Annotated in this window: 19 protein-coding genes; 4 read left to right on the top strand and 15 right to left on the bottom strand. The window is 67.6% G+C overall.

Annotated features, from left to right (window positions below; all coding sequences use genetic code 11):
* Nucleotides 1-76 precede the first annotated feature (76 nt).
* The 14 genes from JL101_RS09470 to phoU form a co-directional block, all read right to left on the bottom strand.
* Nucleotides 77-1063 carry a branched-chain amino acid ABC transporter permease gene (locus JL101_RS09470; RefSeq protein WP_228435378.1) on the bottom strand — a complete coding sequence of 329 codons (987 nt, stop codon included), beginning with the start codon at nt 1061-1063 and terminating at the stop codon, nt 77-79.
* A gap of 3 nt (nt 1064-1066) precedes the next feature.
* Nucleotides 1067-1954, bottom strand: coding sequence for a branched-chain amino acid ABC transporter permease (locus JL101_RS09465; RefSeq protein WP_267133554.1), 888 nt, complete (start codon nt 1952-1954; stop codon nt 1067-1069).
* 38 nt (nt 1955-1992) lie between these two features.
* On the bottom strand, nt 1993-3210 hold the full coding sequence (locus JL101_RS09460) for an ABC transporter substrate-binding protein (RefSeq protein ID WP_203104639.1): 1218 nt from the start codon (nt 3208-3210) through the stop codon (nt 1993-1995).
* 87 nt (nt 3211-3297) lie between these two features.
* Entirely contained in the window at nt 3298-4020 is a 723-nt protein-coding gene (locus JL101_RS09455; RefSeq protein WP_203104631.1) for an ABC transporter ATP-binding protein, read from the bottom strand.
* Nucleotides 4013-4771 (bottom strand): ABC transporter ATP-binding protein, encoded by a 759-nt coding sequence (locus JL101_RS09450; protein ID WP_228435377.1) that lies wholly within the window; start codon nt 4769-4771, stop codon nt 4013-4015. Before JL101_RS09450 ends, JL101_RS09455 begins: the two co-directional genes overlap by 8 nt.
* A 304-nt stretch (nt 4772-5075) precedes the next feature.
* Nucleotides 5076-5456 (bottom strand): YgaP-like transmembrane domain, encoded by a 381-nt coding sequence (locus tag JL101_RS09445; RefSeq protein ID WP_228435376.1) that lies wholly within the window; start codon nt 5454-5456, stop codon nt 5076-5078.
* 85 nt (nt 5457-5541) lie between these two features.
* On the bottom strand, nt 5542-6225 hold the full coding sequence (ureG, locus tag JL101_RS09440; protein WP_203100097.1) for an urease accessory protein UreG: 684 nt from the start codon (nt 6223-6225) through the stop codon (nt 5542-5544).
* Nucleotides 6222-6947 (bottom strand): urease accessory protein UreF, encoded by a 726-nt coding sequence (locus tag JL101_RS09435; protein WP_203100095.1) that lies wholly within the window; start codon nt 6945-6947, stop codon nt 6222-6224. Before JL101_RS09435 ends, ureG begins: the two co-directional genes overlap by 4 nt.
* Entirely contained in the window at nt 6937-7383 is a 447-nt protein-coding gene (ureE, locus tag JL101_RS09430; protein ID WP_203100093.1) for an urease accessory protein UreE, read from the bottom strand. Before ureE ends, JL101_RS09435 begins: the two co-directional genes overlap by 11 nt.
* 23 nt (nt 7384-7406) lie before the next feature.
* Nucleotides 7407-9116 carry an urease subunit alpha gene (gene ureC, locus JL101_RS09425; RefSeq protein WP_203100091.1) on the bottom strand — a complete coding sequence of 570 codons (1710 nt, stop codon included), beginning with the start codon at nt 9114-9116 and terminating at the stop codon, nt 7407-7409.
* A 50-nt stretch (nt 9117-9166) separates the two neighbouring features.
* Nucleotides 9167-9472, bottom strand: coding sequence for an urease subunit beta (locus tag JL101_RS09420; RefSeq protein ID WP_203100089.1), 306 nt, complete (start codon nt 9470-9472; stop codon nt 9167-9169).
* An 11-nt stretch (nt 9473-9483) separates the two neighbouring features.
* Nucleotides 9484-9786 carry an urease subunit gamma gene (locus JL101_RS09415; RefSeq protein WP_203100079.1) on the bottom strand — a complete coding sequence of 101 codons (303 nt, stop codon included), beginning with the start codon at nt 9784-9786 and terminating at the stop codon, nt 9484-9486.
* A 47-nt stretch (nt 9787-9833) separates the two neighbouring features.
* Nucleotides 9834-10724: an urease accessory protein UreD gene (locus JL101_RS09410; protein WP_203100123.1), complete on the bottom strand. Its 891-nt coding sequence runs from the start codon at nt 10722-10724 to the stop codon at nt 9834-9836.
* Between the two features lie 177 nt (nt 10725-10901).
* Nucleotides 10902-11624: a phosphate signaling complex protein PhoU gene (phoU, locus tag JL101_RS09405; protein ID WP_203100077.1), complete on the bottom strand. Its 723-nt coding sequence runs from the start codon at nt 11622-11624 to the stop codon at nt 10902-10904.
* 282 nt (nt 11625-11906) lie between these two features.
* Here phoU and JL101_RS09400 point away from each other — a divergent pair, with 282 nt between their 5' ends.
* Entirely contained in the window at nt 11907-13205 is a 1299-nt protein-coding gene (locus JL101_RS09400) for a pentapeptide repeat-containing protein (RefSeq protein WP_203100076.1), read from the top strand.
* A 35-nt stretch (nt 13206-13240) separates the two neighbouring features.
* Here the strand turns inward: JL101_RS09400 and JL101_RS09395 are convergent, their stop codons facing one another.
* On the bottom strand, nt 13241-13750 hold the full coding sequence (locus JL101_RS09395; RefSeq protein WP_203100075.1) for a MarR family winged helix-turn-helix transcriptional regulator: 510 nt from the start codon (nt 13748-13750) through the stop codon (nt 13241-13243).
* A 573-nt stretch (nt 13751-14323) separates the two neighbouring features.
* On the opposite strand from JL101_RS09395, the gene aguB reads away from it, so the two are divergent.
* The 3 genes from aguB (at nt 14324) to JL101_RS09380 (ending at nt 19308) form a co-directional block, all read left to right on the top strand.
* Complete coding sequence (aguB, locus tag JL101_RS09390; RefSeq protein WP_211111245.1) at nt 14324-15205, top strand: N-carbamoylputrescine amidase; 882 nt, start codon at nt 14324-14326, stop codon at nt 15203-15205.
* 282 nt (nt 15206-15487) lie between these two features.
* A complete protein-coding gene (locus tag JL101_RS09385) occupies nt 15488-18517 on the top strand; it encodes an SLBB domain-containing protein (RefSeq protein ID WP_203100073.1) in 3030 nt (1009 codons plus the stop codon).
* On the top strand, nt 18514-19308 hold the full coding sequence (locus JL101_RS09380) for a glycosyltransferase (RefSeq protein WP_203100072.1): 795 nt from the start codon (nt 18514-18516) through the stop codon (nt 19306-19308). Before JL101_RS09385 ends, JL101_RS09380 begins: the two co-directional genes overlap by 4 nt.
* The last annotated feature ends 120 nt before the right edge of the window (nt 19309-19428 follow it).

Here is a 19428-nt window from a genome sequence, read left to right as displayed (position 1 = left end):
AAGATCTTGATTACACCGACCATAAAAACAAAGACGGCGGCCGTAGCCGCCGTCCATGGCCACAAACGGTGAAGCCTCAGCCCCTGGGCTTGAGGCGTGCGGCGATCTCGCCGACGATGCCGCGGCGGAACAGCAGGACGCAGACGACGAAGATGACGCCGGTGACCACGGTGACGGGGAGCTGGGTGCCGGCCAGGTAGTTCTGCAGGGTGACCACCAGGAAGGCGCCGACGACGGGTCCGAAGATCGTGCCGAGCCCGCCCAGCAGCGTCATCAGCACCACCTCGCCCGACATCTGCCAGGTGATGTCGGTCAGCGAGGCCAACTGGAACACGATCGCCTTGGTCCCGCCGGCGAGGCCTGCCAGCGCCGCCGACATCACGAAGGCCGCCAGCTTGTACTGCTCCACCTTGTAGCCCAGCGACACCGCCCGCGGCTCGTTCTCCCGGATCGCCTTCAGCACCTGGCCGAACGGCGAGTGGATGGTGCGGTAGATCAGCAGGAACCCGGCCAGGAACACCGCCAGCACGAAGTAGTACATGGTCAGGTTGTCGCCCAGGTCGACCAGCCCGAACAGGTGGCCCCGCGGCACCGCCTGGATGCCGTCCTCGCCGCCGGTGAACGGCAGCTGGAGCGCCAGGAAGAACACCATCTGCGACAGCGCCAGCGTCACCATCGCGAAGTAGATCCCCTGCCGCCGGATCGCCAGGTAGCCGAACGCCAGCCCGAACAGCGCCGCCACCGCGACGCCGAGCAGGATGCCCAGCTCCGGCGTCAGCCCCCACACCTTGACCGCGTGGGCGGTCACGTAGGCGGCCGAGCCGAAGAACGCCGCGTGGCCGAACGACAGCAGCCCGACATAGCCGATCAGCAGGTTGAAGGCGCAGGCGAACAGCGCGAAGCACAGCGCCTTGGCCAGGAACACCGGATAGAGCTGGAAGGGTGCTGCCAGCGCCACCAGCAGCAGCGCCGCCAGCGCCGCCCATTTCAGCGCGGGCGAGCCCTGGCGGGCCTGCGGCGGCGTGCCGGCCCGCAGGGCCTCGCTATGGGAATGGGTTGCCATGGCTTACTTCTCCCGTCCGAACAGACCGGCCGGCTTGATCAGCAGCACCACGGCCATCACGACGAAGATCACGATGTTGGAGGCCTCGGGGTAGAACACCTTGGTGAAGCCCTCCAGGATGCCGAGCATGAAGCCGGTCAGCACGGCCCCGAGGATCGAGCCCATGCCGCCGATCACGACGACGGCGAAGACGACGATGATGAGGTGCGATCCCATCAGCGGGTTGACCTGGTAGATCGGCGCCGCGAGCACGCCGGCCAGGCCGGCGAGCGCCACGCCGAAGCCGTACGTGGCGGTGATCATGACCGGGACGTTGATGCCGAAGGCCTGGACCAGCACCGGGTTCTCGGTGGCGGCGCGCAGGTATGCTCCCAGCCTCGTGCGCTCGATCATGAACCAGGTGCCGAAGCAGACCACCAGCGAGACGGCGACGACCCAGCCGCGGTATGTCGGCAGGAACATGAAGCCGAGGTTGTAGCCGCCGGCGAGCGCCTGGGGGATCGGGTAGGGCTGTCCGGAGACGCCGTACCAGTGTCGGAACATGCCCTCGATGATCAGGGCGAGGCCGAAGGTGAGCAGCAGGCCGTAGAGGTGGTCGAGCTTGTAGAGCCGGCTGAGCATCAGCTTCTCGAGCACGACGCCGAGCAGGCCGACCAGCACCGGGGCCAGCACCAGGGCCAGCCAGTAGTTGATCCCGGCGAACTTCAGCAGCATCCACGCCGCGAAGGCGCCCAGCATGTACTGGGCGCCGTGCGCGAAGTTGATGACGTTGAGCATGCCGAAGATGACGGCCAGCCCGAGGCTCAGCAGGGCGTAGAAGGACCCGTTGATCAGCCCCAGCAGGAGCTGACCGAACAGGACCTGGGGCGGAACCCCCAGCAGCTCCATCATTTCGTCGGTTCCTCCCTATCGTTCGGATCGACCGCGACTCACTTCTTGGTGAAGGGGCAGCCGCTCAGCTCCGCCTTCTGGTACGCCTCGTCGGCGGGGATCGTGCGCAGGATGTCGTAATAGTCCCAGCGCCCCTTCGACTGCGACGGCTGCTTCACGCGCGCCAGGTACATGTCGTGGGCCATGCGGCCGTTGGCCAGGATCTTGCCGTTCTTGGCGAACATGTCCTTGACCGGCAGCTCCTTCATCTTGTTCGCGACCTTCAGCCCGTCGTCGGTGCCGGCGGCGTCGACGGCGCGCAGATAATGCAGGACCGAGGAATAGACGCCGGCCTGCACCATGGTCGGCTTCTTGCCGGTCTTCTGCTCGTACTTGGCCGACCAGGCCCGGGTCTCGTCGTCCATGTCCCAGTAGAAGCCGGTGGTCAGCGACAGGCCCTGGGCGATCTGGAGCCCGAGGGAGTCCACGTCGGAGATGAACAGCAGCAGGCCGGCGAGCGACTGGCCCGAGCTGGTGATGCCGAACTCGGCCGCCTGCTTGATCGAGTTGGTGGTGTCGGTGCCGGCGTTGGCGAGGCCGATGACCTGGGCGCCCGATCCCTGGGCCTGGAGCAGGAAGGACGAGAAGTCGGAGTTGTTCAGCGGATGGCGGACGCTGCCCTTGACCTCGCCGCCCAGCGCCTTGACCTCGCGGGTGACGTCGGCTTCCAGAGAGTGGCCGAAGGCGTAGTCGGCGGTCAGGAAGAACCAGGTCTTGCCGCCCTCCTGGACCATCGCGCGTCCGGTGCCGACCGCGAGCGCATAGGTGTCGTAGGCCCAGTGGAAGCCGGTCGGCGAGCAGGCGTCGCCGGTCAGGCGCGAGGTCGCGGCACCGGAGATCAGGGTCACCTTGCCCTTGTCGCGGGCGACCTCCTGCACGGCGAGCGCGGTCGAGGAGGTGACCAGGTCGGCGATGGCGTCGACGCCCTCGGTGTCGAACCACTGCCGGGCGATGTTGGACGAGATGTCGGCCTTGTTCTGGTGGTCGGCCGAGATGATCTGGACGGGCTTGCCGGCCGCCTTGCCGCCGAATTCCTCCACCGCCAACTGGGCGGCGACGACGGAACCCTCACCCGAAACGTCGGCATAGAGGCTCGACTTGTCGGTCAGGACGCCGATCTTGACGGTATCTCCGGAGATCTGGGCATTCGCGGCACCGGTGACGGCGCCGACCGCCAGGGCGAGAGTGGCGGTGCCGGCGAGAAGTTTCTTGAGCATGTTCAGCATCCCTATTCATCATCATTGTTGTTGGTCGTTGCCCGGGCGTGAGCCCGGTCTTGCCTGCCCGGCTTTCCGGCGCCCGGATCAGACGCCGAGATACTCATGCAGCTTGTGCATGTTGGCTTCGAGCTGGTCGTTCGGGATCATGTCGACGATGTGTCCCTCCTCCATCACGTAGTGGCGGTCCGCGATGGTGGCGGCGAAGCGGAAGTTCTGCTCGACCAGCAGGATCGTGAAGCCGCTCCGCTTCAGCTCCCGGACCACCCGCCCGATCTGCTGGATGATCACCGGCGCCAAGCCCTCGGTCGGCTCGTCCAGCAGGATCAGGTCGGCCCCGGTCCGCAGGATCCGCCCGATCGCCAGCATCTGCTGCTCGCCCCCCGACAGCCGCGTCCCCTGGCTCTTGCGCCGCTCCTTCAGGTTCGGGAACAGCCGGTAGATCGCCTCCACCTCCATCCCGCCCGCCTTGATCGTCGGCGGCAGCATCAGGTTCTCCTCCACGTTCAGGCTGGAGAAGATCCCCCGCTCCTCCGGAACGTAGCCGATGCCCAGCCGGGCGATCCGGTTCGACGGAAGATTCACCAGCTCCGTCCCGTTCAGCCGGATCGAGCCGGTCCGCCGGCCCACGATGCCCATGATCGAGCGCATCGTCGTGGTCTTGCCGGCGCCGTTGCGCCCCAGCAGCGTCACCACCTCGCCCCGCCGCACCTCCAGCCCGACCCCGTGCAGGATGTGGCTCTCGCCGTAGAAGGCGTGGAGATCCCGGATCTCCAGCATCCCCGTCGTCGTCGCGGCCCCGTCAGGCATGTCCCGTCCCCATGTACGCTTCCATCACCTGCGGGTCCTTCGACACCACGGCGTAGGGTCCCTCGGCCAGGATCTCGCCCCGGCGCAGCACCGTGATCTTGTCCGACAGGTCGGACACGACCGACAGGTTGTGCTCGACCATCAGGATGGTGCGGTCGGCCGAGACCTTGCGGATCAGCGCCGCGGTGTGGTCGATGTCCTCGTGGCCCATGCCGGCCATCGGCTCGTCGAGCAGCATCAGCTCCGGCTCCAGCGCCAGCGTGGTCGCGATCTCCAGCGCCCGCTTGCGCCCGTAGGGCAGCTCGACCGCCGGGATGTCGCGGTAGGCCGCCAGGTTGACCTGGTCGAGCAGGTCGTCGGCCTGGCCGTTCAGCGCGTGCAGCGTCGTCTCCGAGCGCCAGAAGTCGAAGCTGTCGCCGCGCAGGCGCTTCTGCAGCGCCACGCGTACGTTCTCCAGGCAGGTCAGGTGCGGGAACACGGCGCTGATCTGGAACGAGCGTACGAGGCCGCGCCGGGCGATGTCGGCCGGCTTGACCCGGGTGATGTCGTTGCCGTTGAACAGGATCTGCCCGCCGCTCGGCGTCAGGAACTTGGTCAGCAGGTTGAAGACCGTCGTCTTGCCCGCCCCGTTCGGCCCGATCAGGGCGTGGATGCTGCCGCGGCGAACCTGCAGGTTGACGTCCTTGACCGCGATGAAGCCCTTGAATTCCTTCGTCAGATTCCGGGTTTCAAGTATGTTTTCGCCCTGCATTCGCCTCCCCCGGTTGGCACGTGCGTCGCGGTCGCCCCCCTGGGGGACCGTGTTATCGTTTTGTCCGCGACACGCTGTCCTGCGACGGAACACCCGGTTCCCTACACAGGCGAATGCAACTTAGCACACATGGATGGCAATTTCATAGTGTTTACGAAACACTCGACCATTCCGGAACTGCTTGAAATATAATCAGTATATGCTTGTAACGCACTGGTAATACCGGTTGCATAAACGATGCGCGCCGGCCCCTCGCGGGGCCGGCGCGCATCAGGCGTCGAATTCCGGTGCGCCGTCGGGCGGGTTACGCCCGGCCCGGCGTGTAGGACGGCGGATCGCTGGCCGGGAAGCTCTCGTCGGCCGCCTCGTCGACTCGGTTCCAGGGGCGGTCCAGGTGGTCGTCGGAACGGCGGCGTTCCGACTCCAGGAAGTCCCCGGAATACATGCCTTCGTCGTGGCCGGACCGTTCGTTGATCATGGCCTTGATCGCGCAGTGGCCGCTCATGCCGCGCGCGGCCAGCAGGCCGCCGGCCACGCCCATGATGGCGCCCTGCACGCCGCCCCGGCGCAGGCCTGCGGCAGCCAGGACGACGCCGCCGAGCATTGAGGTCCAGCGTTCGACCTGGGAAAGGTTCTCTTCCCCGCCGGCCACCCTCTCATAGATATCGTCGATGACCTTGTTCACGCTTGCCTCTCCATTTCGGTTCGAGATAACCGGTGAAGAAACAAGTTGACAGGCCGCAGTGTTCCTTGCCCCGGCCGGGCGGCGTTCAGCCCGGCGGCGGAAGGCCCCCGGCGCGGACGATGAAGGAGATGATCTCGGGCAGCCCCTGCCCGCTCTTCAGGTTGCTGAACAGGAACGGCCGGTCGCCGCGCATCCGGCGGGCGTCGCGGTCCATCACCTCCAGGCTGGCGCCGACCAACGGCGCCAGGTCGATCTTGTTGATCACCAGCAGGTCCGACCGGGTGATGCCGGGGCCGCCCTTGCGCGGGATCTTGTCCCCGGCCGATACGTCGATGACGTAGATGGTCAGGTCGGCCAGCTCGGGGGAGAAGGTCGCGGCGAGATTGTCGCCGCCCGACTCGACGAAGATCAGGTCCAGGTCGGGGAACCGCAAGTTCAGCTGGTCGACCGCCGCCAGGTTGATCGAGGCATCCTCCCGGATCGCCGTGTGCGGGCAGCCGCCCGTCTCCACCCCCAGGATCCGGGACGGGTCCAGCGCGCCGCTCCGGGTCAGGAACTCGGCGTCCTCGCGGGTATAGATGTCGTTGGTGATCGCGGCGACGTCCCAGGCGTCGCGCATGCCCTTGCACAGGGCATCGACCAGCGCGGTCTTGCCGGAGCCGACCGGACCGCCGATGCCGACCCGCAGGGGGCCGGTGTGGGAGCGGACGATGGGTGCGGGTTCGGCCGATGCGGGTTGGGTGGGTGCCGTTTCGGCAGCTTGGCTCATGAGCGGAACAACCTCGTATATTGGGTTTCGTGGGACATCGCGGCCCAGTCGACCAGGGGCGCCCTGGATCCCAGGTCGGCGGGATCGGCGGCAAGGGCATCGGACGCGACGCGGTGCAGGACCGGATCGAGCCGCGCTATCGCGCGCTGCCCGTCGGTCTGGCCGAGCGGGACCAGCCGCACCCCTGCGGAGACGAGGTTCGCCGCGAAGCCGTGCAGGAAGGCGCACAGCGCCGCCTCGGCGTGAATGCCGGCGCAGGCGGTGACGACGGCCACGGCGACGGCGTGGGCCGGCGGCCGGCCGGTGGCGGCAAGCACCTGCGCCCAGCGATCCAGCCCGGCGGGGGGCCAGGTGGCCTTCACCGTCGAGAGGAACGCGGTCCCCTGGGCGGTGCTCTCCAGCGCCAGCTCGCTGCTGCCGCGCATCGCGTCGGCCCGTTCCGCCGCCCACCGCAGGGCCGCCTCGTCGTCCTGCCGCACGGCGCGGGCGGCGGCCGTGAACAGGACGGCATCGGTCCATCCCGCACCGTGCAGCAGGATCGCCTCGATCCAGGAGACCAGCGACTCCCGGTCCCGGACCCGTCCGGCCTCGACCGCGTACTCGATCCCGTGGCTGTAGGTGTAGCCGCCGATCGGGAAGCCCGGCGACATCCAGGCGAGCAGCCGCGTCAGGTGCCCGGTATCGACCGGGGCGGATCCGGCCGCCGGGTCTTCAGTGGTCATGATGCGCATAGGCGCCGGCTTCCGGCGTGAAGGCCGCGCGCAGCCGGACCACGTCGGCGCCGAGCCCTTGCAGCATCTCGACGATCACATGGTCCCAGCGGAGTCGGACGGCGGCGCCGGCGATCTGTACCGGAAGATGCCGGTTGCCCAGGTGCCAGGCGATGCGGGCCAGGGTCTCGGGGGTGGCGCAGGTCACCTCCGCCAGATCCTCGTCGGCGGCGCGCACGGCGATGCAGGTGCCGTCGTCAAGTTCCAGGGCGTCGCCGTCGTTCAGGACCACGGCGCGCGCGAGGTCGAGCAGGAACGGCGCCCCCGAATCGTCGTTGAGCTGGATACGGCGGCGGAAGCGGTCGTCGAAGGCAAGGGTGACGGTACCGGCGGCGGCATCGGTGGGCCAGTGGCCGGCGGGGTGGACTCGGGTGGCGCGGCGGAGCATGCGGGGTCTCGGAAAAGCGGAAATCAGAACAGGAAGTAGCGCTGGGCGAGCGGCAGCACGTCCGCGGGCTCGCAGGTCAGGAGCTGGCCGTCGGCCCGCACCTCGTAGGTCTCGGGATCGACCTCGATCACCGGGGTCATGTCGTTGTGGACCATCTGCTTCTTGCCAACCGAGCGGATGCCCCGGACCGGCACGAGCGGCCGCATCAGGCCGAGCCGGGCCGCGGGGTCGTTCTCCAGCCCGGCCTGGCTGACGAAGGTGACCGAGCTGACCGTGAGCGCCCTGCCCATCGCCCCGAACATGGGCCTGTAATGGACGGGCTGGGGCGTCGGGATCGACGCGTTGGGATCGCCCATGACCGCGCCCGCGATCATGCCGCACTTCAGGATCATGTCCGGCTTGACCCCGAAGAAGGCCGGCGACCAGATCACGAGGTCCGCCAGCTTGCCGACCGCGACCGAGCCGACATGGTCGGCCACCCCGTGGGTCAGGGCGGGGTTGATGGTGTATTTGGCGATGTAGCGCTTGACCCTGAAATTGTCGTTGTCGCCCCGCTCCTCCGGCAGCGCGCCCCGCTGGCGCTTCATCTTGTCCGCCGTCTGCCACGTCCGGATGATCACCTCGCCGACCCGCCCCATGGCCTGGCTGTCCGAGGAGATCATGGAAAAGGCGCCGAGGTCGTGCAGGATGTCCTCGGCGGCGATGGTCTCGCGCCGGATGCGGCTCTCGGCGAAGGCGACGTCCTCGGGAATGCGCGGGTCGAGGTGGTGGCAGACCATCAGCATGTCCAGGTGCTCGTCCACCGTGTTGACCGTGAAGGGCCGGGTCGGGTTGGTGGAGCTGGGCAGCACGTTGCCCAGGCCGCACAGCTTGATGATGTCGGGCGCATGGCCGCCGCCGGCGCCTTCGGTATGGAACGCGTGGATGCTGCGGCCCTTGAAGGCCGCGATGGTATCCTCGACGAAGCCCGATTCGTTCAGCGTGTCGGTATGGATGGCGACCGCGACGTCCATCTCGTCGGCGACGGTCAGGCAGGTGTCGATCGCCTGGGGAGTCGTCCCCCAGTCCTCGTGCAGCTTCAGCGCGCACACCCCTGCCCTGACCTGCTCGACCAGCGCCGCCGGCTGGCTGGCGTTGCCCTTGCCGAACAGGCCGAAATTGACCGGCAGCGCCTCGACCGCCTGAAGCATGCGGGCGATGTGCCACGGCCCCGGCGTGCAGGTCGTGGCGGAGGTTCCCGCCGCCGGTCCCGTCCCGCCGCCCATCAGCGTGGTGACGCCGCTGTAGAGCGCCTCCTCCGCCTGCTGCGGGCAGATCGCGTGGATATGCACATCAAGGCCGCCGGCCGTGACGATCTTCCCCTCGCCGGCGATCACCTCGGTGCCGGGACCGACGACGATCGTGACGCCGGGCTGCACGTCGGGGTTCCCGGCCTTGCCGATGGCGGCGATCCGGCCGTCCCGGATGCCGATGTCGGCCTTGACGATGCCCCAGTGGTCGACGATCAGCGCGTTGGTGATGACCGTATCGACGGCGCCGCCCTGGCGGGTCACCTGGGACTGTCCCATCCCGTCGCGGATCACCTTGCCGCCGCCGAACTTGACCTCCTCACCGTAGATGGTGTGGTCCGCCTCCACCTCGACGATCAGTTCGGTGTCGGCGAGGCGGACGCGGTCGCCGGTGGTCGGGCCGAACATGGCGGCATAGTCGGAGCGGTCGATGCGATAGGCCATGGCGGACGCTTTCCCCGGATGGATGGAAACCTGAAGAAGGGACTTCTGGACTAGAGCCTGCCGTTGATCCGGCCGGTGAAGCCGTGGACTTCGCGGCCGCCGGCATAGGCGACCAGGTTGACCGTGCGGGTCTGCCCGGGCTCGAACCGGACCGCCGTGCCGGCGGGAATGTCCAGCCGGAAGCCACGCGCCTTCTCGCGGTCGAAGGACAGCGCCCCGTTGGTCTCGTAGAAATGATAGTGGGATCCGACCTGGATCGGACGGTCGCCCGTGTTGGCGACGTCGAGGCTGACGGTCTCCCGCCCCTCGTTCAGGTCGATCTCTCCGGGCCGGACCAGCAACTCGCCGGGAATCATGGCAACCTCCTTCAGCGGATCGGCAGGTGGACGGTGACGAGCTTGGTGCCGTCGGGGAACGTGGCCTCGACCTGGATCTCGTGGATCATCTCCGGAATCCCCTCCATCACCTGGTCGCGGGTGAGCACCTCCGCGCCGTCGCGCATCAGCTCGGCGACGGTCCTGCCGTCGCGGGCGCCCTCGACGACGAAGTCGGTGATCAGGGCGATCGCCTCCGGATAGTTCAGCTTGACGCCCCGCTCCAGCCGGCGCCGTGCCACCGTCGCCGCCATGGCGACCAGCAGTTTGTCCTTCTCACGCGGCGAAAGGTTCATGGCTCCGTCCCCACTTGCATCGTCTCAAGCCTCATGCGCAGCACACCTCACACGTCCCACAGGCGGGGCAGACGCGCCGGCAGCCCGGCGGCGTGAGCCCTGAACCCGGCCCAGAAGCCCGCATAGGCGCGCCGCACATGGTGCGCCCGGTCGCCGAGCCAGCGGATGACCAGCATGCCGTCCAGGCAGGTCGCCGCGGCGAGGACGCCGGGCGGCGCCCCGGACACCACAGTGTCGATCAAGCGGCGCGCCGCGTCCAGATGGCGCGCGGCATCGGGCGCCGCGTAAAGGATCGTGCCATAGGCGGCGGCTCCCCCGAAACAGGCGGGGTGGTCCAGCGCGCTTCGGACGTCGCCGTCCAGGTGCAGCGCGTCGGCCCAGACCAGCCTGCTGTCCCGGCGGACCTCCCAGGAGTCGCGCGCGAGCCCGCGGGTGAACCGTTCGCCGCTCGCGATCCGGCCGAACACCAGAAGCTCGCCCGCCATCAGGCGGGAGGACGCCTCCAGGTGGACGGTCGTGGCGCGGCGCAGCCGGGCGCCGTCGAACAGGATCGCCTCCTGCGGCAGCCATTCGAGCCATCCCCCGGCACCGACGGCCACGCCGGTCGAAACATGGACGTCGGCGCCGGTGGACCGGTAGATCTTCTCGGCCGCCTGGGTCGTGACCAGCGCCGAGGCGCCGGGGCCAACCTCGATCGAAACGTCGACCCGGTCGCCGCCGACCAGCCCGCCGGAAGTCGTCACCAGGGTCGCGACCGGCAGGTCGCCGACCCGTGGGTTCGGGAACAGCACCCGCAGGGGGTCGTGGTGATAGAGGGTGGCGAGCCGCGTCGTCCCGGCCCGATGCTCGAATCGGACCCGGGCGGCGCCGTGGATCTTCAGGCGGGGCTGTTCGGTTCGGGAGGAAAGGGCGGCGGGAAGCGAGGTATCCGGCGCCATCGTCAAGAGCGGGAACTATCGGCAGATTTCATGCAGCGTCATCCCGCCAACCCAATGATGCGGCATGATACCGCGCTCCGCCGCAGTGCGAAAGAACATCCGGCGCCCCGCGGCAATATCGGAAGGCGACATCCTCCCGCTCCGCCGTCGCAGCGCGGCCGGCCGTTCGCCCCGGGGTTATCCCTGGGGCTCGCGGGGGTTGACCACCGTGAAGCTGCTCAAGTCCTCCTTCATCCGCTCCTCGCCGGGCAGGCGCCCCTTGACCAGGAAGCAGACCGTTTCGGCGACGTTGGTCGCATGGTCGCCGATCCGCTCCAGGTTCTTGGCGATGAACATCAGGTGCGTGCAGGCGGTGATCTGCTGGGGCGACTCCATCATGTAGGTCAGCAGTTCCCGGAACAGACTGGTGTAGACGGCGTCGACCTCGGCGTCGCGGTCGCGGACCGCCATCGCGAGATCGTAGTCCTCGTCCACATAGGCCTTGACGACATCGTGGACCATGCCGGCCGTGGTGACGCCCATTCGGTTCAGGGACTTCATCGGACCCGCGGGCGGCACTTGCGAAAGCGCCATCACCCGCTTGGCGCAGTTGCTCGCGAAGTCGCCGATCCGCTCCAGGTTCGTGCTCACCTTGAGCGCGGTGATCACCTGCCGCAGGTCCTTGGCCATCGGCTGGCGCAGGGCAAGGACCCGTACCGCGAGGGCCTCCACCTCCGCTTCGCCCCTGTCGATCTCGGCATCGCGGCCGATGATGCTGCTCGCGAGGTTCTCGTCGCGGGAGACCAGGGCCTCCATGGCACGCATCAACTGCTCCTCGGCAAGGCCGCCCATCTCGGCGATCTTCCTGTGCAGCGTGGTCAGTTCGGTATCGAACGCGACCACGGTGTGTCCTGACGGCATGTTCCGCTTCCTTGCATCCAGGGTCATTGCGGGCCCCGACCGGGGGCCTCGGCACGATAACGGCCGACCGTCCGGAGGTGTTCATCGATTCAGGGGAGATCGTCAACCCGCTTGTGCGCCCGTCGGCCCCGCCTTGCGGGCCGTGCGCGCTCGGCAACTGGATCTTAACCGCTTTCCGGCAGAGTGCCGGACGGCGTCCCACACCGGGGAGCGCCGTTCAGCCTCGATCCCGCCGAACAGCCGCGACATATCCCGCATTCCCCATTTCGAACGGACCACTTCATGACCCCACACGAATTGGTCGCCATCCTCGACAAGCATGAGCGTTGGCTGAGCAAACGGGCCGGGGGTGTAAGGGCCAATCTGGCGATGATCGATCTCCAGGGGATGCATCTGGCGGGCTCCAATCTGCAATCGGCGAAGCTGTCGGGCGCCAACATGTCGGGCTGCGACATGAACAAGGCCAACCTGAGCTACTCGGACATGTTCGCCGCGCACCTGACCAAGGCCGACATGTCGGGCTGCAACTTCTACCGGGCCGACATGAGGGGCGCCCACATGCGGGGCGCCCGCCTGAAGGGGGCGATCCTCCGGGAAGCCGACCTGCGGGGCGGCGCCCTGCTCGACGGGCGCTCTTCGGGCGCCCAGGTGCTCAAATCGGACCTTACCGGGGCGAACTTCGACGACGCCCTGCTGTCCCGGGCCAACCTGTCGGGCGCCGACATGTCCGAGGTCAGCATGTCCGGAGCGGACTGCCAGGGCGCGATCATGACCGGCGTCAACCTCAGCGGCGCCAACGTCAAGAACACCAACCTCTCCAGGGCCGACCTGAAGGGCGTCAACCTGAGCGGCGCCAACCTGACGGGAGCCGTGCTGCGCGACTGCAACCTCGCCGGTGCCATCCTGGCCGGGGCGATCCTCAAGAACGCCGACCTGCTGGGCGCCAAGCTGGAGGGGGTCGACCTGTCCGGCGCAGACTGCACCGGCGCCAATATCGCCCGCACGGCCGAGAATTTCTCGCTGAGGATCCAGCGCAGCCTCGAGGGGCACTACAACTGGATCAACAGCAACGGCGCCGCCGGTCAGCGTGCCGATCTCCAATCCGAGGATCTGGCCCATATCGACCTGAGCGGGGTCAATCTCTCCGGTGCCAATCTGAAAGGCATCAAACTGGTCGGCGCCAACGTCTCCGAGGCGCTCCTGGTCATGTCGGACCTTTCGCTCGCGGACCTCAGGGAATGCAACCTGTCCAATGCGACGCTGGACGGCACCAATTTCCGCGGCAGCGATCTCAGCGGGGCGCGGCTGGACGGTGCGGAGCTGGGTTCGGTGGACATAAAGGGCCCCACCGGCAAGGCGACCGGCCGGATGTGGCCCGCCAACCTCAGCGAAGCGAAGCTCATCGGCGCCAGCCTGCGCAGGACCAATCTGCGGGGCGCCAATCTTTCCGGAGCCGACCTCGGTTTCGCCGACCTGACCGATGCGATCCTGATCGACGCCAACCTCAAGGACGTCAACCTTGAAGGAGCGCGCCTCGACGGCGCCGCGATGCCGGCGCACTCGCCCGACGACGAGGACTGATCAGCCCCGGAGGAGCGGTTCGGGTCGCGCCGAGGTCAGATCGCGTCGCCGTTCTCGCCGAGATTGACCATCATGCGGTGCAGGACGTTGATCGCCAGGGCGAGATCGGCGGGATCGATGCCGCGGGTCGCCAGTTCGCTGACATCCGCCGCGCAGGGGAGCAGGACGTCGCGAAGCCCGCGCCCCTTGGGAGTGAGATAGATGTTCACTTTCCGGCGGTCGTGGGGGTTGCGAACGCGCTCGACGAGGCCGCGCCGCTCCATGCTGTTGAGGGCCGTGACAGTAGTCGGCTCCATCATGCCTACGCGCTGGCTGAGTTCGCGCTGTGTAAGCCCGTCCTCATCCCATAAGGCGCGAAGAAAGAACCATTGTCCCATGCTTACGCCGTGGGCAGCGATCTTGGCCTGCAATGAACGGGAGAAGGCGCGGTGAACATCCCTTACCACATAGCCGACACTATTGTCGCTCTGCGGGTTTGACTGCCCAGCCGGCCTTTCGGACGCATATTGGATCTTTCGACCAAAATTCGCGATACTTTCGGGCATGTAAAGATTCTCTCGTAGCCTATGGCGTCTTAACTGTCTTTGCATCCATAGTTCTTACCTATGGTGCGGCGGATACACATCAAATTCCTTCGTCCCATAATAACCACTCATTGAACCGTCTTGCATGATGGCACCACTATGCATCGTGGCCAATCGTTTTTAGAGAAAGATTAGCTGCAACGATAATATTTTTTCCCCTTGCAATCTACTACTTCACCGGTCGCAACCTGCGGACCGATTAATTAGATATCGAACCAATAGACTACTTGGTTCTTATATGATGTGGTGGCTTCTCATGTATTGCCATGCCACGCGGGACCGTATCGCCAGTCCGTAAACTCTCTCTTAATTGGAGAAAATTAGCTGAGATTTCGAAGCTCGGAAGATGGCGTGTCCGGTAGTCCTGAAATCCTCCCGGGCACGGCCACGGGATCATGCCGGGCGCGGTCGTCGCCCTCGACCTGCGCCCCCTACCATCCGCGGTTGCCTGCCCCCATCTGTTGACAGGCTTTCCAGCCGGCCTTCCACGCGGCCCGACCGACATGCGGGCCCGATCGTTTCGTGAGGAGAATGATGAGAAACGTGACACTTGCCGCGACCCAGACCAGTTGCACCTGGGATAGGGAAGCCAATGTGGCGACGGCGGAACGGCTCGTGCGCCATGCCGCGCGCGAGGGCGCGCAAATCATTCTGCTTCAGGAACTGTTCGAAACTCCTTATTTCTGCCAGGATCAGAAACAGGAACTGTTCGCGCTGGCGGCGCCGGTCGACGATCATCCCGTCCTGCGGCGTATGAGCGCATTGGCCGCCGAACTGCAGGTGGTCCTTCCGGTCAGCTTCTTCGAACGGGCGAACAATGCCCACTACAATTCCCTCGCCATGATCGACGTCGATGGCCGGATTCTCGGGACCTACCGCAAGTCCCATATCCCCGACGGGCCGGGATACCAGGAAAAATACTATTTCAATCCGGGTGATACCGGTTTCCAGGTGTTCAAGACCCGTTATGCGACGATCGGAGCGGCGATCTGCTGGGACCAGTGGTTCCCCGAATCGGCGCGCTGCATGGCGCTGATGGGGGCGGAAGTCCTCTTCTACCCGACCGCCATCGGCTCCGAGCCCCAGGACGCGGGCATCGACAGCCGCGATCACTGGCAGAGGGTGATGCAGGGGCATGCCGGCGCGAACCTGATGCCCCTGGTCGCCAGCAACCGCATCGGAGTCGAAAAGGCCGAGGCGTCGAGCATCACCTTCTATGGGTCGTCCTTCATCGCCGGTCCCCAGGGCGAGAAGGTGGTCGAAGCGCCGCGCGATCAGGAGGCGGTGCTGACGGCCACGTTCGATCTCGACCGGCTGCGGGCGGCGCGCGCCTCCTGGGGCCTGTTCCGCGACCGCCGGCCCGAGCTTTACGATCCGATCCTCACCCTGGACGGCCATCGGCAGATCCGGCGCTGACCGCCCAGCCGGAACCTGCCCGGAAGGGCCGTCGGCGCCTGTCACGGCGAAAATGCCGCAGCCGCGGCCACGGCCCATTCCTGGCCGCGCCTGCGCGGATCGTTCGGGCGTAACCGTCGGTGAGTCCCTGTCGCCGGTTGCCTCCTCATAAGGAGCATGCGATAGTCTGTACATGGCGGCCGGTTGCATATCCGCTTCCGGCACTTTCTCTCGGACGTACAACGGATCATGCTTGCTTCCGCGTGCAGGATCACCGCGCGGTTGATACCGTCGGCGATTGTATTGCTGTGCTTTTTCGGATCTGCGATCGGGGCCGACCGGAGCCAAGCCGGCGGACGGCTGCCTGCGGAGTCGGCCGACACCGTCAGCCCGATCGAGGCCGCTTTCAGTCGCCGGGCCGGGGCTCCGTTGACGCTGTACGGCTACGAGCTCTTCGCCCCGAGGCCGGGAAAGGTACCTCCGTCCTTCGGCACCGCCCAGAACGACTACCTGCTCGGCCCGGGCGACGAGTTGAGGATCACCATCCACGGGGCGGCCTACCCGTCGAGCCGCCGCTACGCGGTGGACTCCAACGGAGACGTGGTTCTCGACCATCTGCGTCCCCTGCGCGCGGCCGGCCGCACGATCGCCGACCTTCGCCGCCAGCTCGAAGCGGAAGTGACGCTCAGCATGGCCGGGCACGAGGCGTACCTGTCCCTGGAAGGAATGCGCCGGATGGGCATCCTGGTCACGGGCGCCGTGAAATCGCCGGGACGGCACGAAGTATCCGGTGCCGGAACGTTGCTCGACGCTCTCCTGGCAGCGGGCGGCGTGGACCGCCTCGGAAGCCTGCGGACGATCCGGCTGATCCGCGGCGGAAGCTCCCGGACCGTCGATTTCTACGGCCTGCTCCAGGGTCTCGACGGTTCCGACCCCGCCCTGCGCGACGGCGACCGGATCGTGGTTCCGCCGATCGGTCCCACCATCGCCGTCGCCGGGGAGGTCAAGCGCCCGGGAATCTACGAACTGGCACCGGCCGCGCAGACGGACGGCGCGCCGCTGCCCATGGCCGGCGCCCTCGCCCTGGCGGGCGGCCCGATCCAGCCGGCGCCGGTCCGCATCGTCCGATTCGCCCTGGGCAGCGACGGCGCCGAGGAGCCGGACGAGGCGACGCGCGACCCGGGGGAACCCGATGACCGGCCCGTCGCGGCCGGCGACCTGCTGATCGTCAGCCCGGCCCGCGACCATCGCCGGGGCACGGTGACCATCGCGGGCCATGTGCGCCAGCCGGGACCGCGCGCCCTGGCCGAGGCGGAGACCCTGGCATCCCTGATCGGCTCCACCGACCTGCTCGCCGACCCATACCTGCCCTTCGCGGCACTGGAGACCACCGATCCCCGCAGCCTCGCCAGGGTGCTGTCCCCGGTCGATCTCCAGGCCGTCCTGGACGGGAGGTCCGACCGGCTCCTGGGCGGCGACGATACCCTCATCGTGCTGGGATCGCCGGATGTCGGCTTCCTGTCCTCCCGGCCGGTCCTCGACCTGTTGCGCCGGGGCGGCCGAAGCCGGGGTCCGGCGGAGTGCGCGGGCCTCGAGGTGCTGGCACGCCGGCTTTCGGGCGACCCGGAGGGGGTGCTCGCCCGCGGGCCGCTGGCCCGGGCCGCGAAGGACCTGGCGCCGTCCGCGATGCCGTGCCCCCGGGTCTTCGACGAACACCCCGACCTGCTTGCCTTCGCGATTGAACATGCGGTGCTGGTTCGAGGCGTCCTCCGGCCCGGATTGTACCCGGCGGCCGACCGGTCGGATCTGGCCACCCTGTCGCGCGCGGCGGGCGGCGGCCCGAGGGGGCTCGGCGTGGTGTCGGACGCGGCAACGGGCGGGGGAAGGGCCTCCGTCGCGGCGGGCGCCGAAGGCGGCGACATCGTCGACTCGGTGTCGCCCCGGATCGAACTGGCCGGCCACGCGAGATTCCCGGGCACGCGGCTGCTGGCCCAGGCGCCGTCGCTTCGCGCGCTTCTCGGCGACGGCAGCCAGGCGCCCAACGGGCTTTACCCGCTGTTCGGCGTGATCGAGCGGTACGACCGGCGGCGCCTGACCGGGCGGCTGATCGCCTTTTCGCCGCATGAGATCGTCCAGGGCCTTTCGGACCGCCCGCTCGCCGACGGCGACACGGTGAGGCTGTTCTCCTTCGCGGAGATCCGGTCGGCGATGGCGCCCAGGACCGGAACTCCCGGAGGGCCCGGCCAGGCCGGATCGGTGCCGGCCGGTCTGGGCGCCTTTCCCGGCGAGTCGGCGTCCCCCGCCCTGCTGGCCCTGCTGGCCGACCGTTCCGTCGATGTCCGCGGCGCCGTCCGGGAACCGGGCGTCTACCCGGTCGACGGAAGCGTCGGCCTGGACCTGCTGCTTTCGGCGGCGGGCGGACTGAGCGACCTGGCGGACCGCAACAGCGTCGAGATCACCGCCCGGGAGCCGCCGGGAGATGCCGGGTCGGTGACCAGCGCGAGGCGGGTGGTATCCCTCGACGCGGCCAACGGGCTCGCGGCCGTCGTCGGTCCCGGGGACTCGGTCCGGGTCAACCCCCTGTTCAGCGACCGGGAACCCTACGCCGTGACCCTAGAAGGCGAGGTCAAGCGCCCCGGCAGCTTCGACGTGATCCGCGGCGAGCGGCTGTCGTCGCTGCTGAAGCGGGCCGGCGGGCTGACGGACCAGGCATATCCGGCCGGAGCGGTCTTCGCGCGGGAGAGCGTGCGTCGCCAGCAGGCCGAGTCCTTCGCAACCATCGCCCGCAACATCGAGCGCGACATCTCGGTCGTCCTGGCGCGGCCGGACCCGCCCCCGGCCGCGCAGATCGAGCAGGCGCGCACCCTGTCGAGCGAGTTCCGCGACGCCCAGCCCATCGGGCGGATCACGGTGGAAGCGGACCCGGCAAGGCTGGCGCTCCGCCCGGAGCTGGACATCGTGCTCGAACCGGGGGACCGCGTCTTCTTTCCGAAACGCCCGCTGACCGTCACCGTCACGGGGGAGGTGCTCGCCCCTGCCAGCCTGCAGTTCTCCGCCGCGAAGGACGCGAACGACTATATCGGCGAAGCCGGCGGCATGACCCAGTATGCGGACGCGTCACGCGCGTTCGTGCTGAAGCCGGACGGCAGCGCCCAGCCGCTCAAGATCAGCTTCTGGAACCACGAGCGGACGGCCCTGATGCCCGGCTCGACCATCATCGTGCCCCGGGACCCGGAGCCGTTCCACTTCTTCCGGTTCACGCAGAATGTCGGCGGCCTGCTCAGCCAGCTGGCCGTCGCCGCGGCGGCCGTGTTCGTGCTGACCGACCGATGAGTAGCGACGCATCGACCCGCCCGCTGTTCAGCATCGTCACCGTGGTGCTCGACGACCGTGAGGGGCTGAGGCGGACGCGGGCGAGCCTGCGTCGCCAATCCTGCCGGGATTTCGCCTGGATCGTCGTCGACGGCGGGTCGGAGGACGGTACCCGCGACGACATCGTCCGCCTCGGTCCGGAGATCGCGTGGTGGCGCTCCGGACCCGACCGGGGCCTCTACGACGCCATGAACATCGGCAAGGCCGCTGCGACCGGGGACTACCTGCTGTTCCTCAACGCCGGCGACGAGCTGGCGTCGCCCGACAGCCTGGAACGCCTCGCGGCGGAAATACGGAGGAATTCCTCGCCCGATTTCCTGTACTGCGACGCCCTGGAACGCACCCTCGGGGGGACCCTGCTGCTGAAGCCTGCCAGATCGCACAGGACCGTCTGGTACGGCATGTTCACCCACCATCAGGCCATGATCTACCGGCGTCTGGCGGTCGCCGATCTCAGCTACGACCTGTCGTTCACGGTCGGGGCGGACTATGCGTTCACGATCGCGGCGCTGTCCGGAAACTCCCGAGTCATCCGCGTGCGCGAGCCGTTGTGCGTTTTTGCAGCCGGTGGTCTATCCCATGCGATGCACCCGATCGGTCGGCGTGACCAGACCCGCATTCGCCGCCGATATCTTCGACTTTCCGTCATTTCCTGCTTCTTAATAATGGTGGTGCAATCTCTGGCCATGCTCACGCGCCGCGGATTTCCGGTGTTTTACGAAATTTATCGATGCCGCCGGATGTACGAGTAGCCAAGACACCACTCACACGTGTAGTATGAGTGGAACCTGTACTACGCTTATTCCATTTTCCTAACCAGATGAGGGTACGCTCGACAGGTTGCACCGTACTCGACATCATGCACGCGAAAG

The sequence above is a fragment of the Skermanella rosea genome (assembly GCF_016806835.2).
Taxonomy (GTDB): domain Bacteria; phylum Pseudomonadota; class Alphaproteobacteria; order Azospirillales; family Azospirillaceae; genus Skermanella; species Skermanella rosea.
Note: the sequence above shows the minus strand (reverse complement) of the source record. Positions and strands in the feature narration are given on the sequence as shown.